Below are 16,351 nucleotides of genomic sequence, written 5' to 3'. Positions count from 1 at the left end.
ATAAACCTCAATTTAAGCGAACCGGGCTCGCCCCCGGCGACATTAACAAAACCCGACTTGCATTTTGCAGCTGAGAAATTTTATCGCGCGCCTGTGTCGCATCAATAGCACCACGCTTGAAAGCGGACTCGATACGATCGACCTGCAAATTAATTCCAGCCGAATATATTGCATGCGAACCACAATGATAAAACTTTCGCTTCATCGATTTAGCCTTTTGCTCACTATCAGGCATGAGCAAACCATTCTCTTTCGAGTCGCGCTTTCCTTTCATTCCAATGTCGTCGAAAAATGTCTGATGCTTCCCCCATATTTCTTCCGGAATCAAATGATGCGCCTGCATGTGATCGCCAGTCACCCCACCAAGGTTGTAATTCAAAGTAGAACTACATAGTCCCCGGGAGTCGGTCCACTGGATAGGATTGGGTGCATATTGGAATAGGTTGATGCCACCTGCAAGGCCAATCGGATCCTCGCTGATGAACCGCCCCGTCTCCTGATCATAGTATCGATTCCGGTTATACCTCAGCCCCGTCTCCGCATCCTCCTGCTGCCCCTGAAACCGAATCGGGTTCCTCGGCGCGATGCCCGCCCGCTGCGATACCCGCGCAATCACCTCCCGTGCTTCACCCCAGGCCCGATACGACGCCTCCCACACTACCTCGCCGATCTCGTCCGTCATCAGCAACGGCGTACCGATCTGGTCACAGTGGTAGTAGAACAAATGCGCGTCCGACTGCCGTTCCGGCACACGTTGCAGCGGATCGTTCTCCGGCACATACGGCTCGCCATCGCTCCACACCGGCGTCTCAATCCCCGCGACCGGCTGAGCCGTCACATATTGGGCAAGCGGGGCGAACGATTTAGGCTCGTATACGTACTGCGTCGCACCGCCCTCGCTGCTTTCATAAGCAAGCTGATCACCATCCCAGCCGAACACCGTCCGCACACCGTCGACGTCCTTTCCGATCCGGCGCCCGAAAGGATCGTAGAAATACCGAGCCTCATGCCGCCGCTCAGACTCCTCGACGCGCGCGATTCTCAACCGGTTGAATCCATCCCACTCGTATTGCTGCCTACCCGTCGGCGAACGCTTCCCGATCAAATTCCCGCGCGCATCGTATTCGAAGTGCGTGCCGGCGTATTCCTTCAACAGATTGCCGAGCACCTTCGGCACTTCCGGCGGCAACGTGCTGTCCACGCTGTCCGGCACCACGGGACTCGCCTTCGCCAGCCCCGGCGTACGCGCGTGCCTGGGACTGCCTTGATCAACGATATTGCTCGCCGGGTCGAACGCAAAATGCTCCGCGCCGAGCGGCCCGATCGCCGCAATGAGGCGGCCGATCGGGTCATAGCGATAACTGATCAACCCCTTCCGGCTGTCCTCGATATGTTCGAGTTGTCCAACGGCATCGTACCGATAGCGACGCTCGGCCAGCGCTGCCGGTGCATTTGATCGCCGAACGGACTGCCGGGTAATCCGGCCGGCCGGATCGTATTGCGTTTGCTGCGCCAACTTGCTCGACAGCGTCCGCCCCGTTTCACGGTGCAGATCGTCACGCTCGAACTGGATTCGCTCCTCGCCATCGAGCACGAGCCCATGCACGTGACCGGAGCCGTAGGTCAACCAATCCAGCACATGCCCATCGGGTCGAACGGTCTTGATCCGCGTGCCGATTTCATCGTATTCGTGATGCCACACGTAGCTGCGCGATTCGCCAAACAGCCGGTAGGCGTGATGCTCGCGAATCAGATTACCGACCGGATCGAAGAACATCTGCATCCGGCTGTGACTGTTGCGCGCCTCGATGAGCCGACCGCTCGCGTCGTACGCAAACCGCTCCTCGCTGGCACCCGAGATCCGGCGTGCGATCCGGCCAGCCTGATCGAATTCAAGTTCCGTCACCTGCCCGGCCTCGTCGATCTTAACCGGCTGCAGCGTGCCCTCGTCGTAGCTGTACGTCGTCCGCTTGCCGTCGAAACCGATCTCCTCCAGCAAGCGCCCCGCAGAATCGTAGTGAAACTGATAGGTCGCGCGATTTGCGTCGGTCAATGCAGTCAAGCGACCGAGACGGTCATAGCGATATGAAAGCGTAAAGCCGAGCGCATCGACGCGGCTTGCCACACGCCCCGCCACGTCGTACGAATAGCGCGTGACGCGCTCCATCGGATCGGTTTGGGACAGCAACCGGCCTTCTGCATCATGCGTGAATCGAACGGTACCTGCCGCCGACGAGATCTCGCTCAACCCGCCATGCTTGCCGTACTGGTAGACCGTGGCATGACCCGCGGCGTCGATCGACTGCGCAAGTCTGCCGTCGCCATCGTATTTCCACTTCGTCACCTTGCCGGAGCAGTCGGTGTATTGCAGCAACTGCCCGGCGTCATCGTAGACGAGCGAAGTCGCACCGCCCTTGGCATCGATCGTCTTGATCGGCATTCCGCTGGCGTTGTACACGTACTTCGTCTCATGCCCGAGCGGATCCTTCTGCCCCACCAGATTGCCCGCGTCATCGTACGAACGTTCCCACACATACCCTTCAGGGTCCTTGAGTCGAACGAGCTGATCCTTGTCGTCGTATTCCATCGCGACAACCGCCCCGTCGACGCGATAATGCTTCGTCAGGTTCCCGCGCGCGTCGTAGTCCATCTCCTCGATGCCGCCGTCGCGATGAACGTGCATCACCAGGTTGTTGTCCTGGTCGCGCCGCATCCACTCCTCGGTCCCATCCGGATACGCGATCCGGTACATGTACCCGCGGATGTTGTAGTAGTACCGCGTGACGTTGCCCAGCGCGTCGGTCACATAGGTCAACCGGATGTTCGGATGCCACATTAGGCGAATGTCGTGACTGCCGTCATCGGCATATTCACGCACGCACTTTGCATTCGTATTGTCGTCGCGCTCGGCTCCCTCCCACTCGAGGTTCATGCCGCGGCCCGTGCGATCCGTGTAGCGGGTAATAAGATGGCGATGGTACGCATACTGACGCGCGTTACCGTAACGATCAGTTGCCCGAACCAGATCGCTGTGCTCGTCGTATTGGTACTGCGCGAGTGTCGTGCGCGTATTCGCGTCGATGATCTGCTCGATCGTTGCGATGCGCCCGCGGCTGTCGTGACGAAACGCGAGCGTATGCCCGGCCGAGCTGACGAGCCGCGCCAGTCGATTCGCGTCGTCGTAATCGAGCGCGATCGTATTTCCCGCGCGGTCCTTCTGCAATGCGAGGCGGAACGAATCGCCGCGCTTCTCGTAGACGTGAAGCAAATCGTGACCGTACGCGACAGTCACCCACGTGTCGTCGAGCCGGCTCAGCGTTACGCCTTCCACGCGGTCGTCGTGAACGGCACCTGCCGCGAGCGCCGGATATTCGATGTTGCGGCCCGTTGAATCGCTGTAGATCCACTTGCCGCCCCGAACATCGATACGCGTCATGTACGGCGACAGCCAGCGCGCCCCCAGCTCGCCGTCATCGTATCCGGCCAGCCGGGACCGATAGACCCGCATCCACACGACGGGCATCGCACCCGGCAATTCAAAATCGGCATGGGAAAACGTCTCGTCGCCGAACGAATAGCTGATCGAACCGCCCGACGCGCCGAGCCCGCACTCTTCGCAGTGGTCGACGCCGGCACCCTTCGCTTTCGCCTCCTTCTTCGTCGCGGCAATCGGCACCTGCGCCCGCCGGGCCTCTGCTTCCGTCGTGCCCTGCGACTTGATCGACGCGGCCCGCATCGCTTCACGCTTGTGCCGCAGCGCATTGATCAGCTTCAGCAGCAGCCACATCAGCTTGCCTTCGTCGCTGCCCTTCAGTTCGTTGATCTTGGCGACCACCACCGGCGCCAACGTGCGCAACGACACCGCAATCGAGCGAATCGGCGCGACGTACTCCTCGGGAACGAGCCCGGCCGCCGTGCTGCCGACGGAGTTGACGTTGCGCTTGCCCTTCGCCACCAGGGACTCGGACAGGTAACCCCACGCCCCCTTTACCTGGTCCGTGCTGAGCCATCCGCTCTTCTTCATCAACTGCCGGTATTCGGCGGCTTCCTGTTCGTTCTTCGTCGGATCGAACAGTTTGCCCGCCACCACCGCGTCGATGCCGTCGGCCAGACCCGTGAAGATCTCCTGCGCTTTCGCCGCGCAGTGATCGATCAGGTCGTTGACCACGGCCTGCAGCTTCGTCAGGAAGTCCTCGACCTCGGTCGAAAACGACGCCTGCACGTGCGTGACGACGATCGACACGATCGCGGCCCCGATGTCGCGCTTGTGAATCAGAAGCTGATTGCGGATCAGCGCCAGCAGCGGCCGAGCCGTGAGGCGCATCGGCGCCAGTACCGGTGGAAACGGAATCACGCCGATCAGGTTGATCGCCAGTCCGAGATAGTCGAGCAGCTCACCGCCACGCTTGCGGATGATCGAGACGATGTCGGTGAGCGCATCGGCCAGCGCCATGAGGTTGTTGAGGACCGGAATCATGCTGGCCACCGTCGCCAGCCGGTCGACGTTCACGTAGCCGTTCGTCACGCTGATCAGCCACGCGTTGAAGCCTTCGCCGGACGCCACGACGTCGTCCGGATGCACATCGGTCAGCCACGGGGTGGCCTGCTCATATTCCGCGCCCGGCGGGAGTTTTTGATCTGCCATGCTCTCAGGATTCTTTTCGTTGTTCGTTTTTCGGCTCGCGGAAGCCGTCCCCGGTTCATATATTGGACGTCATGCCAGCGAACCGCGGCATTGTACCGACGAATGGACGACTGGAAAATGAAAGGTCACGGCGCCCGACCCCGCACCTATAACGGGCTATCGCGCCCTATTTTTTGGCGCGACTTGCCCCGAATGGTATGTAAATTCGGTAACCATCTATCCGGCCGATCAGCGTCACCGAGTACCACGAACCGCGACCTTTCCAGCGGGGCACGATCAACGCAAGCCCGGCAGACCGGGCACAAGCCGCCAGATCGTGGCCCGCCGCCCCCACACGGCGCCCCGATTCCGCCCCCGCGGATTCAAACATCGCTCGTCGCCACACCCCGGTAACATGCTACCGGGCCAACCACCGGCTTCCGGGCGCCTTTCGGCGACCGGCATCGTCGGCAAATCGTAAGCATTCCATGTTCATACAACGACTATCCAACTACGCTCGCCGGATCGCACTGATCGCGCTGCTGCAGTTCGCCGCGATCGCGACCGCGTCGGCGTTTCCGGCGGCCGCATCGACCCCGAGCGCGAGCGGCGTCGGCGCGCCCGTCCCGGCCATCTCGCTGAACGACGCCGTCGCGCAGCTCAAGCAGATGCAGGCCGAACTGGACCGCATCAAGCAGCAGACCTCGACCACGTCCAACAGCAAGGAATTGGACGCGCTCAGCGACTCGACGCAGGAACTGAGCACCGACGTCGACAAACTGCAGAGCGATCTCGTCCCGCAGCGCGCGCAAATCCAGGCGCAACTCGACGTCCTGGGCCCGGCGCCTGCCGAGGGCGCCGCGCCGGAAGCGCCGGCTGTCGCGAAGCAACGGGCCACGCTGAACACGCGCAAGACACAGATCGATGCGGCGCTGAAGCAGGTCGCCGACCAGAAGACCAGCCTCACGAACCTGAACGAGCAGTTCGCGAAGCTGCATCGCGGCCTGCTGAAGAACCAGCTCGCGTTCCGTTCGGGCGGCATTTTCAGCGCGCAGTTCTGGCTGCCGCTGTTCCATCTTTCGCCGGACGACGCGCAGCGGCTCGGGGATTTCGACGACGAAATGCTCGACATGCTGCGCTCGTCGTGGGTGCCGGGACAAAAGGCGATCACCGTGCTGCTGCTGGTTGCCGCGTTCGCGGCATGGATGGGCGGCCGCCGGCTCATCGAGCGCGGGCTCGCGTGGTTCTGCGTGAACCGCCTGCCGGCCACCCGTTTGCGCCGCAGCGCGCTGGCGTTGTCGACCGCGTTTTCGACGCTGCTGGCAACTGCCATCGCCGTCCAGATCTTTTACCTCGCCGTCGCACGCCATTACGACCTCACGCCGGCGCTGAGCGATCTGTGGGACCAGTTCGCGAAGCTCGCCGCAACCTGCGCACTGATCGCCGGGCTCGGCCGTGCGCTGCTCTGCACGAAACATCCGTCATGGCGCCTGCCCGCGCTCGCCGATCCCGTCGCACGCGCGATGAAGCCGTTCCCCGGCATCCTGGCCGCGTTGCTGCTGATGTCCGGCACGCTCGAATCGATCAACCGGATCGTCGACACCAGCCTGTCGGTCACGCTGTTCGGCCGCGGGATCGTGTCGCTCGTCGTCGCGGTGACGGTCGGCGCGTCGCTGCTGCGCTCGAACCGCGCGCGTAGCCGGCTCGCGGCGGCCGGCGAGGCGCCCGAGCAGCGCTCGACGCTCGCCGGGCTGATCCACGCCGGCGTCACGCTGGCGATCGTCGCGACGCTGATCGCACTCCTGATCGGCTACATCACGGTCGCGCGCTTCATCACGTACGAGCTCGTGTGGTTCGAGATCGTGCTGTGCGCCACCTACATCCTGATCCAGCTGACGCGCGACGCGAGCGAAAGCCTGTTCTCGCCGGGCCTGTCGACGGGCCAGCAGATCAAGAACCTGTTCGCGCTCGAAGACCGGCACCTCGACCAGGCCCGCACGGTCCTGTCCGGTTTCGGCACGAGCCTGCTGATGCTGATCGCGGCCATTGCGCTGCTGACGGGCGGTTTCGGCACGACGCCGGGCGACCTGCTCGACAGTGCAGTCGCGATGATCGGCAGCCAGCGGCTGCAGAGCCTGAACATCATGCCCGACCGGATCATGAACGCCGTGATCGGCTTCGCGATCGGCTTCTACCTGCTGCGCTCGCTGCGCCGCTGGCTCGACAGCGAGTTCATGCCCGCGCTCGGCATGGATACCGGGATGCGCGTGTCGCTGATCACGCTGTTCACCAACGTCGGCTACGTGCTGCTCGTGCTGATGACGCTCGGGCTGCTCGGCGTCCGGTGGAACAACCTCGCGTGGATCGTCAGTGCGTTGTCGGTGGGTATCGGTTTCGGCCTGCAGGAGATCGTGAAGAATTTCGTGTCGGGGCTGATCCTGCTGACCGAACGCCCGGTGAAGGTCGGCGACATGATCAGCATCGCGGGCGTCGAGGGCGACATCCGCCGCATCAACGTGCGTGCGACCGAGATCCAGCTCAGCGACCGCTCGACCGTGATCGTGCCGAACTCGCAACTGATCTCGCAGAACCTGCGCAACGTGACGATGGGCAACAGCACGCAGGGCGTCGCGACGCTGGTGCTGACGTTCCCGCTGAACACCGATCCCGAGCAGGTGCGCGACCTGCTGCTCGACGCGTATCGCTCGCACGAGGCGATTCTCGAGAAGCCGGCGCCGTCGGTCACGTTCAGCCAGCTCACGCCGGACGGGATCACGCTGAGCGTGACGGGTTACGTATCGAGCCCGCGGATCGCCGGTTCGACGAAGAGCGATCTGCTGTTCGAAATCCTGAAGCAGTTGCGCGCGGCGGGGATCACGCTGTCGAGCCCGCAGATGCTGGTGGTGCAGAACATGCCGGCTGCGGGAGACGCATGACGCGACTCGCACGCCCGCCGTCGCGCAGATGAACGAAGGGCCGGCACCGCAACGCGGCAGCCGGCCCTTTCTACTTACACGCAGCGCCCGCCCGGGCGCTCCGCATCAAACGTCGAACTTCACCCCCTGCGCCAGCGGCAACTGCCGGCTGTAGTTGATCGTGTTCGTCGCGCGGCGCATATACGCCTTCCACGCATCCGAACCCGACTCGCGGCCGCCGCCCGTTTCCTTCTCGCCGCCGAACGCACCGCCGATCTCCGCGCCGCTCGTGCCGATGTTCACGTTGACGATCCCGCAGTCGCTGCCTGCTGCCGACATGAACTGCTCGGCCTCGCGCATGTCGTTCGTGAAGATCGCCGACGACAGCCCTTGCGGCACCGCGTTGTGCAGTTCGATCGCGTCGTCGAAGTTGTCGTAGACCATCACGTACAGGATCGGTGCGAACGTCTCGCGCTCGACCACCGCCGATTGCTTCGGCATCCGTACGATGGCCGGGCGCACGTAGTACGCATCCGCGTGACCGACGTCGACGCGCTCACCGCCCTTCACTTCGCCGCCCTGCTCGCGTGCATCGGCCAGCGCCTTCTGCATCGCGTCGAACGACGCGCGATCGACCAGCGGGCCGACCAGCGTGCCTTCCTCGAGCGGGTTGCCGACCTTCACCGACGCATAGGCCTTCTCGATACGCGGCAGCAGCTGTTCGACCAGGCTGCGATGCACGAACAGGCGGCGCAGCGTCGTGCAGCGCTGGCCAGCCGTGCCGACCGCCGCGAACGTGACCGCGCGCACGACGAGATCGAGATCGGCGCTCGGCGCGACGATCATCCCGTTGTTGCCGCCGAGTTCGAGGATGCCGCGCGCGAGACGCTGGCTCAGCACCTTCGCGACTTCCTGGCCCATCCGCACGCTGCCCGTTGCGCTGACCACCGGCACCTTCTTCGACGCCGTCAGCACCTCGCCGACATCGCGCATGCCGAGCACCAGCTGGCTCAGCTCCGCCGGCGCGACGCCCGGGTGGGTCTTCTCGAATTCACGGATCGCCTTCTGGAGCAGCACGTGGCACGCGATCGCGGTGAGCGGCGTCTTCTCGGACGGCTTCCACACGACCGAATCGCCGCACACGAATGCGAGCGCCGCGTTCCATGCCCACACGGCGACCGGGAAGTTGAACGCCGAGATCACGCCGCACACGCCGATCGGGTGCCACGTTTCCATCATCCGGTGGCCGGGGCGCTCGGAGGCGATCGTGAGGCCGTAAAGCTGACGCGACAGGCCGACCGCGAAATCGCAGATGTCGATCATTTCCTGCACTTCGCCGAGGCCTTCCGACGTGATCTTGCCGGCCTCGAGCGTGACGAGGCGGCCGAGCTCGGCCTTGTGCTCACGCAGCACGTTGCCGAACACGCGCACGAGTTCGCCGCGCACCGGCGCCGGCACCGTGCGCCACTTGAGGAATGCGTCGTGCGCGGCGTCGATCTTGCGCTCGGCGTCGGCGGGCGCGTCGACGGCCAGCGTCGCGAGCGTCGCGCCGTCGAGCGGCGAACGCGCGGTCAGCGCATTGCCTTTCCACTGGGCGAGATCGATATCGAGCGCGGCAAGAATGTCGTTGAATTGCATCACTTCCTCTTCAGGGACAGATTGATCGGTGCGGCGGCAGCGCCGCCCGCGTGATTCGATTGGAGCGCGTTCGCGCGCCCTGTGCAAGCGGATGCGCCGCGCGGCAGGCCCGGTGCGCCGCATGGCGCATCGCGCTGCGCCGCCGCCGGGAGCCCGCCGGACGGCGCGCTCCCGCCTCGCGGCGGCACGATCCATGAAGCACATTGTCGGCGGCCACAAGTCGGGCCGCTATTGATATTAACTCACGACTTCATTCCCAAAACGCAACACCTCGGCTGGCCGGACCGATCCATTCTCGTGCCGATATGGGACGTTTCCAACGCCCGCAGCCGGGCCATCGGACGCATCCCGACGCGATGCAAGTTGATGACAAAGCTGCATCACCCTGTTCGGAAATATCGTTTGCCGGCCCGTGCACCGGGCACACACAATCGTTGCGACGTCGAGGTGCAATGCACCCGGCGCGCCGCCGGCCGCCGTGACGGCTGCCGGACGACAGACGAAGGCGACACGCATCGCGGCCCGGTTCATCCGGCCCGTTTCAGCACCGCATTACCGCTGCCCGGCCGGCAGCCGGCAACGCATCGCGCTTCGTCACCGAAAAACAATCCCGGAGACAGCGCCCAGCGCCCGCCATGCATTCAGATGCCCGCCCCGATTCGCCCCGTCCGTCCGGCTCGCCGCCCGCGAAGCCATCCCTCCACCGTGCGCTGCAGGCCCGCCATCTACGGATGATCGCGATCGGCGGCTCGATCGGCACGGGCCTGTTCGTCGCGTCCGGCGCGTCGATCTCGCAGGCCGGCCCCGGCGGCGCGATGCTCGCGTACATGGTGATCGGCCTGATGGTGTACTTCCTGATGACGAGCCTCGGCGAGATGGCCGCGTTCATGCCCGTGTCGGGCTCGTTCGCAACCTATGGCGCGAAGTTCGTCGACGAAGGCTTCGGCTTCGCGCTCGGCTGGAACTACTGGTACAGCTGGGCCGTGACGCTGGCGGTGGAGCTCGTCGCCGCGCAGCTCGTGATGCATTACTGGTTCCCGCACGTGCCGGGCGTCTGGTGGAGCGCACTGTTCCTCACGTTGATCTTCGCGCTCAACGCGCTGTCGGTGCGCGGCTTCGGCGAAGCCGAATACTGGTTCGCGTTGATCAAGGTGCTGACGGTGCTCGCGTTCGTCGGGGTCGGCCTGCTGATGATCTTCGGGATCATGCAGGGCGGCCCGAGCGCGGGCTGGGGCAACTTCACGATCGGCGACGCACCGTTCGCCGGCGGCTGGGCGACGATGCTCGGCGTCGCGATGATCGCGGGCTTCTCGTTCCAGGGCACCGAAATGATCGGCGTCGCGGCCGGCGAATCGGAAAACCCGCGCACGACGATTCCGCGCGCGGTGAAGCAGATTTTCTGGCGCATCCTGCTGTTCTACGTGCTGGCGATCTTCGTGATCGGCGTGCTGATTCCCTATACCGACCCGAGCCTGCTGAAGAGCGACGTCACCGACATCGGCGTGAGCCCGTTCACGCTGGTATTCCGTCACGCGGGGCTCGCATTCGCGGCCGGCGTGATGAACGCGGTGATCCTGACGGCCGTACTGTCGGCCGGCAACTCGGGCATGTATGCATCGACGCGGATGCTCTACAACCTCGCGGTCGAAGGCCGCGCGCCGAAGATCTTCGCGAAGCTGTCGCGCGGCGGCGTGCCGCGCAACGCGCTGTATGCGACGACGGCCGTCGGCGCGCTGTGTTTCCTCACGTCGCTGTACGGCGACAAGACCGTGTACCTGTGGCTGCTGAACACGTCGGGCATGGCCGGCTTCATCACGTGGCTCGGCATCGCGGTCAGCCACTACCGGTTCCGCAAGGGCTTCCTGAAACAGGGCTACCGGCTCGACCAGCTGCCGTACCGGTCGAAGTGGTTTCCGTTCGGCCCGCTGTTCGCATTCGCGCTGTGCGCGGTCGTCGCGCTCGGCCAGGATTACCAGGCGTTCCTCTCCGACAAGATCGACTGGGTCGGCGTCGCCGCGACCTACATCGGCCTGCCGTTCTTCCTCGCGATCTGGCTCGGCTACGCGCTCGTACGCAAATGCCGCCTCGTGCGCTACGAAGACATGGAGATCGCGCCGTGGATCGAGCGCAACGCGACGCCCGCACCCGCGCCGCAGGCCGACGCCGGCTACGCGGGCTACGTCGCCCGCCCGGCCAACCCGACGCCGGGCGCCTGAGCGCGCGGATCGGCCCGGATCGCACCGGCCGCCCCCGAACGCGGCGGCCGACGCCCAGCCCCCATTCGACGCGGCGCGCACGTTCAGGCAAGATCGACGCGCGCCGCCTGTTTTTCCGCCGTTACGAGTCAACGAAAAATCGCATGCAGAACTTCTACGAAGCCACCGTTACCCGCCAGCCCTACCCGCAACTGACCGGCACGATCGACACGCAGGTCTGCATCGTCGGCGGCGGCCTCGCCGGCCTGTGCACGGCGCTCGGCCTCGTCGAGCGCGGCGTGCATGACGTCGTCGTGCTCGACAGCGAACGGGTCGGCTTCGGCGCGTCGGGCCGCAACGGCGGCTTCGTGTTCGGCGGCTACAGCCTCGATAACGCCGACCTGCTGCGCACGCTCGGCCGCGACGAAGGGCGCCGGCTGTACCGGCTCACCGTCGATGCGGTCGAGCTGATCCGCGCGCGGATCGCGCGCTACGGCATCGACTGCGACATCGTCGACCAGGGCGTGATGCTCGCGAACTGGTTCGACGATCCGTCCCGGCTCGACAGCGTGCGCACGCTGATGAAGGATGAACTCGGCGTCGACTGGGAACCCGTTTCGACGGACGCGCTGCGCAAGCGGCTGAAGACGCGGCGCTATTACGGCGGCCTGTTCGAGCCGAACGCCTTCCACTTCCATCCGCTCAAGTACGTGCTCGGCGTCGCGGCGGCCGCATCGCGCGGCGGCGCGCGCGTGTACGAACGCTCGGCTGCGCTCGGCATCGCGCGCGAAGGCGCCGGGTACATCGTGCGCACGGCGCAGGGCACGGTGCGCGCAAAAGATGTCGTGTTCGCCGGCGGCGGCTACGCGCGCGGCGTGTCGCCGCGTATCGAGCGCGCGGTGCTGCCGATCGCGACCTACGTGATCGCGACCGAACCGCTCGGCGCGCGCCTGCCCGACGCGATCGACGCGCCGTACGCGATCTACGACACGCGTTTCGCGTTCGACTATTACCGTCCGCTGAAGGACACGCGCATCCTGTGGGGCGGCCGGATCTCCGTGCTCGACCGCGGCCCCGACGCAATCGCGCGCCTGCTGCGGCGCGACCTGCTGCGCGTGTATCCGCAACTGGAAGGCGTGGAGGTCGAGTACGCATGGGGCGGGCTGATGAGCTACGCGCGGCACAAGATGCCGCAGATCGGCCGCGACGCGGACGGCGTGTGGCACGCGATCGCGTTCGGCGGCCACGGGATGGCGCCGACCACGGTGGCCGGCGAAGCGCTCGCGGCCGCGCTGGCCGAAGGCCGGCCGGTGCCGGAAGGTTTCAACGCGTTCGGGCTCACGCGCACGTTCGGGCTGGCCGGCCTCGCCGCCGCGCAGCTCACGTACACGGCGTACCAGGCCCGCGACGCGCTCGCCTCCTGCCGCCGCTGAGCGGGGGCCACGGTGGCCGAAACCGCCCCGCCGATTAGAGCGTCAGGTCGGCCGGGCGGGGATTTCCCGCATGCTAGAATGCCTTTTCCAAGCCGCCGAAGCCACAATAAAGTCACATGAAAGCAGGAAGCAAGGCCGCCACGTCCGACACCCGCGCGCTTCCGTCCGATGCGCGGCGCAAATACGATCCCGAGCAAACCAAGCGCAACATCCTCGACGTCGCCACGCAGGAATTCTCCGCGATGGGCCTCGCCGGCGCGCGCGTCGATGCCATCGCCGAGCGGACCAACACGACGAAGCGGATGCTCTACTACTACTTCGAAAGCAAGGAAGGCTTGTACGAGGCCGTGCTGGAGAAGGTGTACGGCGACATCCGCGCACTCGAGCAGGAACTGCACGTCGGTGACATGGAGCCGCGCGAGGGCATGCGCCGCCTCGTCGAATTCACGTTCGACTATCACGACAAGCATCGCGACTTCGTCCGCCTCGTGTCGATCGAGAACATCCACGGCGCGAAGTATCTCGAACAGCTCAAGTCGTTCAAGAACCGCAACGTCAGCATCATCAAGACGCTCGAGGAACTGGTCGAACGCGGCGCGGCGAGCGGCGCGTTCCGCCAGGACATCGACGCGTTCGACCTGCACCTGTTGATCAGCTCGTTCTGCTTCCACCGCGTATCGAACCGCTACACGTTCGGCGCCGCGTTCGGCCGCGACCCGTCGGCACCGCGCCTGCGCGCACGGCATCGCGACACGATCGCCGACGCCGTGCTGCGCTACGTCGCCGCATAAGCGGCGGCGTCAGCCGGTTTCGCGGCCAGTCTCACGCCGGGCGCGCCTCGACCGCGCCCGTCGTTCTCTCGTGCGTCAGTCTGTCGGCGCGGTCGACGCCAGCGCGATCCGCGCCTTCTCTTCCGGGCTTCCCGCCACGTAATACTTCTTCGCCCAGCTCGAATCGGGCGCAAGCGCGAGCCGCGCATGCGTGCCCGTGCCGGCGCCGTGCTGCTTTGCGCCGATCGCCAGCGCCCGCGCGCGATAGTGCTCGTACAGCCGCAGGAATTCCGCAAGATAGATCGCCGCGATCCGCTGGTCGCGGATCTCGAGCAGGTTCTCGTCGTTGTACTGCTCGGAATTGCGGCTCATGTTCGCCGAGCCCGTATAGACGACCGGATTCGCGCCCTCCGCATCGATCACGATGAACTTGTGATGGATCACGACGGGCGGAAAGGCCGGCGCCGGCTCCCCCGGAAACAACCGCAATTCCGGCTCGAAGCCCTGCGGCACGGTGGCCGGCGAGAAATACGCGGCATCGATCACGTCGTGGTTGTCGCGGCTGCGGTGATACAACTCGAGGTTCGCGAGCGTCGCGGCATCGAGCGTCTGGCCGGCCTGCTGCTCCGCATCGGCCTTCGTCGCGCTGCCGACGTTGATCTTGTTCACCAGCCCGAACATCATCAGGCCGCGGTCGCCGGCGGCGAAACACGCATCGCGCAACGCCGCGTCGGTCGGCATGAACAGGCAGAACGACACCGAATGCTTCGCGGCCGCGATCGCGGCGACGATCGTGTCGATCTCGGTGCGCTGCCCCGCCGGCTCCGGCGAAAACGCGAGCCGCACCTGCGCACTGCCGATCGTCATCGGTTCCGACCAGCCCGGCGACAGCCGCGCCGTCTCCGCGATCGACGGATTCCCGGCCAGCGCATGCGCGCGATCGTTGTACAGCGCGGCAAGCGCGGGCGAATCGAACGCGTGCAGCACGTTCGCCTGCTCCGTGAGCCCCTCGGTCGTGAAGTTCGCGGAACCGGTCAGCACGCGTGAGGGCACCGCATTCGACGACGCATCGGTCACGATGAACTTGTCGTGCATGATGTGCGTCTTGTCGCGCGGCGCGAGCGTCGCGAGACCCTGCAGCGCATCGACGGCCGGCTGGTTCGGCGAAGGCAGCGGCGGCTTGCCCTTGCGCGCCGTCGTGTGCGCGTCGTAGACGATCGCGAGCGACGCTTCGCCGTGCCGGCGTCCGAACGCTTCGAACGCCGGCAGCGCCCACAGCGTGTCGGTCAGGTGATAGACGGCCGACGCCGCGCGCGACGCGGGGTCGAGCATCTCCGCGAACACCTGCTCCATGTCGTTCGCGAGCCACGTGCGCAGCTTCAGCGCCTGCGCGTCGCTCGGCGCCGCATTCGGCGCGAGGCCCAGCGCCGCCACCTGCTTCGCGAAGGCCTGCGAGCTGACCACCGCGCGGTTGAACCACGTGCCGATGCCGTCCTCGATGTGCGCGGGCAACACGACGTCGCACACGCCGGCTTGCGCGTCGAGCACCTGCAGGTTCGCCGGCGTACCGACGACCGGATACACGTCATAGCGGAACGCCGCGCCGCGATCCTGCGGATCGATGCGCGCGTCCCACCACATGAATTTCTGGATCGGCGCCTGGTCGGTCGGCGCGTCGCCCTGCGTGTGCGCGGCCGGGCCGTCGAACGTCAGGCGGTTCGGCAGCCAGCTGTCCGGCGCGCGCGTCTTGCCGTCGGCCGACCAGAAGCCCGGCGTGCGCCGGATCGCGAAGCCGAGGAAATCGGCACGCGACGCCGCATCGGGCCAGTCGAAAGCCAGCAGGACCAGGGTGGGGGAAAGATAGCTGCGCACGCTGACGGTCATTCGTTGCTCCCTGGCCTTGCGGCCGGTCGAGGTGAATGAGTCAGTCTTGACGCCGGTTCTTCCCTGCGGATGACGGTTCGATGAACCTTGTATGTCGGACGCGCGTCAGTCGCACACGAGCAGTTCGATCCCGCGCGCGGTCAACGCGCGGCGCACGGCCTTGTCGGGTGCGCGTTCGGTCACCAGATAGCGGGCAGCAGCCGTGCCGTTGATGCGCACCGGCGTCACGCGGCCGAATTTCGAATGATCGGCGACGATGATCGCCATGCCCGCCGCCGCGATCATCCGGCTGCGCACTTCGGCCGCGAGTCGCGAGTAGTCGGTGCACTCGCCGTCGGGCGTGATCCCGCCGGCGCCCACGAACGCGAAATCGACGTGGTACTGCGCAAGCTGCTGGATCGTGTCGAGCCCGAACGTGGCGTCCTCGTCGTCGGACAGTTCGCCGCCGAGCAGCGTCACGCGGTTGCCGTTGCGCCGCGCGAGCACGAACGCGGTGCGCCAGTCGTTCGTGTAGACCGACAGCCGGTGCCGATCGGCGAGCGCCAGCGCAACCGCATGCGGCGTGCTGCCCGAATCGATCAGCACCGACGCATCGTCGGGCACGAATTCGGCCGCGCGCCGCCCGATCGTGCGCTTCGCTTCGGCGTTCGCGGCTTCGCGCTCGGACAGGCTCGGCTCGCGGCGATCCGCGGCCAGCGCGCCGCCATGCGTCATCACGAGCAGGCCGCGTGCGGCCAGTGCGTTCAGGTCGCGCCGCACGGTCTCGCGCGACACGTCGAGCGAGCGGACGAGCTCCGCGACCGACAATGCGCCCGACCGTCCGAGTTCCGACAGGATGAATTGATGACGTTGTTCCGCCAGCATCGCGTGTGCGCCCGAGGCGACTGGTAAT

Annotated in this window: 8 protein-coding genes; 4 read left to right on the top strand and 4 right to left on the bottom strand. The window is 65.6% G+C overall.

What is annotated here, in order from left to right:
* Nucleotides 1-7 precede the first annotated feature (7 nt).
* On the bottom strand, nucleotides 8-4,645 hold the full coding sequence (locus ACPTTC_RS20245; RefSeq protein WP_423393637.1) for an RHS repeat-associated core domain-containing protein: 4,638 nt from the start codon (nucleotides 4,643-4,645) through the stop codon (nucleotides 8-10).
* Nucleotides 4,646-5,112: 467 nt separating this feature from the next.
* Between ACPTTC_RS20245 and ACPTTC_RS20240 the strand changes: the two genes are divergently transcribed.
* Nucleotides 5,113-7,560, top strand: coding sequence for a DUF3772 domain-containing protein (locus ACPTTC_RS20240; RefSeq protein WP_423393636.1), 2,448 nt, complete (start codon nucleotides 5,113-5,115; stop codon nucleotides 7,558-7,560).
* 105 nt (nucleotides 7,561-7,665) lie between these two features.
* Here ACPTTC_RS20240 and ACPTTC_RS20235 read toward each other — a convergent pair whose 3' ends face one another.
* A complete protein-coding gene (locus ACPTTC_RS20235) occupies nucleotides 7,666-9,177 on the bottom strand; it encodes an aldehyde dehydrogenase family protein (RefSeq protein WP_226201439.1) in 1,512 nt (503 codons plus the stop codon).
* 635 nt (nucleotides 9,178-9,812) lie between these two features.
* Here ACPTTC_RS20235 and ACPTTC_RS20230 point away from each other — a divergent pair.
* The 3 genes from ACPTTC_RS20230 to ACPTTC_RS20220 all read left to right on the top strand — a co-directional run bounded on the left by ACPTTC_RS20230 (nucleotide 9,813) and on the right by ACPTTC_RS20220 (nucleotide 13,596).
* A complete protein-coding gene (locus ACPTTC_RS20230) occupies nucleotides 9,813-11,393 on the top strand; it encodes an amino acid permease (RefSeq protein WP_423393635.1) in 1,581 nt (526 codons plus the stop codon).
* A 143-nt stretch (nucleotides 11,394-11,536) separates the two neighbouring features.
* Nucleotides 11,537-12,805 carry an NAD(P)/FAD-dependent oxidoreductase gene (locus tag ACPTTC_RS20225; RefSeq protein WP_423393634.1) on the top strand — a complete coding sequence of 423 codons (1,269 nt, stop codon included), beginning with the start codon at nucleotides 11,537-11,539 and terminating at the stop codon, nucleotides 12,803-12,805.
* Nucleotides 12,806-12,921: 116 nt separating this feature from the next.
* Entirely contained in the window at nucleotides 12,922-13,596 is a 675-nt protein-coding gene (locus ACPTTC_RS20220; RefSeq protein WP_085042517.1) for a TetR family transcriptional regulator, read from the top strand.
* 75 nt (nucleotides 13,597-13,671) lie between these two features.
* Here the strand turns inward: ACPTTC_RS20220 and ACPTTC_RS20215 are convergent, their stop codons facing one another.
* Both ACPTTC_RS20215 and ACPTTC_RS20210 read right to left on the bottom strand, forming a co-directional pair.
* Complete coding sequence (locus tag ACPTTC_RS20215; protein ID WP_423393633.1) at nucleotides 13,672-15,459, bottom strand: phospholipase D-like domain-containing protein; 1,788 nt, start codon at nucleotides 15,457-15,459, stop codon at nucleotides 13,672-13,674.
* Between the two features lie 105 nt (nucleotides 15,460-15,564).
* Entirely contained in the window at nucleotides 15,565-16,323 is a 759-nt protein-coding gene (locus ACPTTC_RS20210; RefSeq protein WP_175954879.1) for a DeoR/GlpR family DNA-binding transcription regulator, read from the bottom strand.
* Nucleotides 16,324-16,351: the final 28 nt, after the last annotated feature.

The organism is Burkholderia mycopellens, from assembly GCF_964265025.1.
Taxonomy (GTDB): domain Bacteria; phylum Pseudomonadota; class Gammaproteobacteria; order Burkholderiales; family Burkholderiaceae; genus Burkholderia.
The sequence above is the reverse complement of the archived record's forward strand: the minus strand, read 5'-3'. Positions and strand labels throughout refer to the sequence as shown.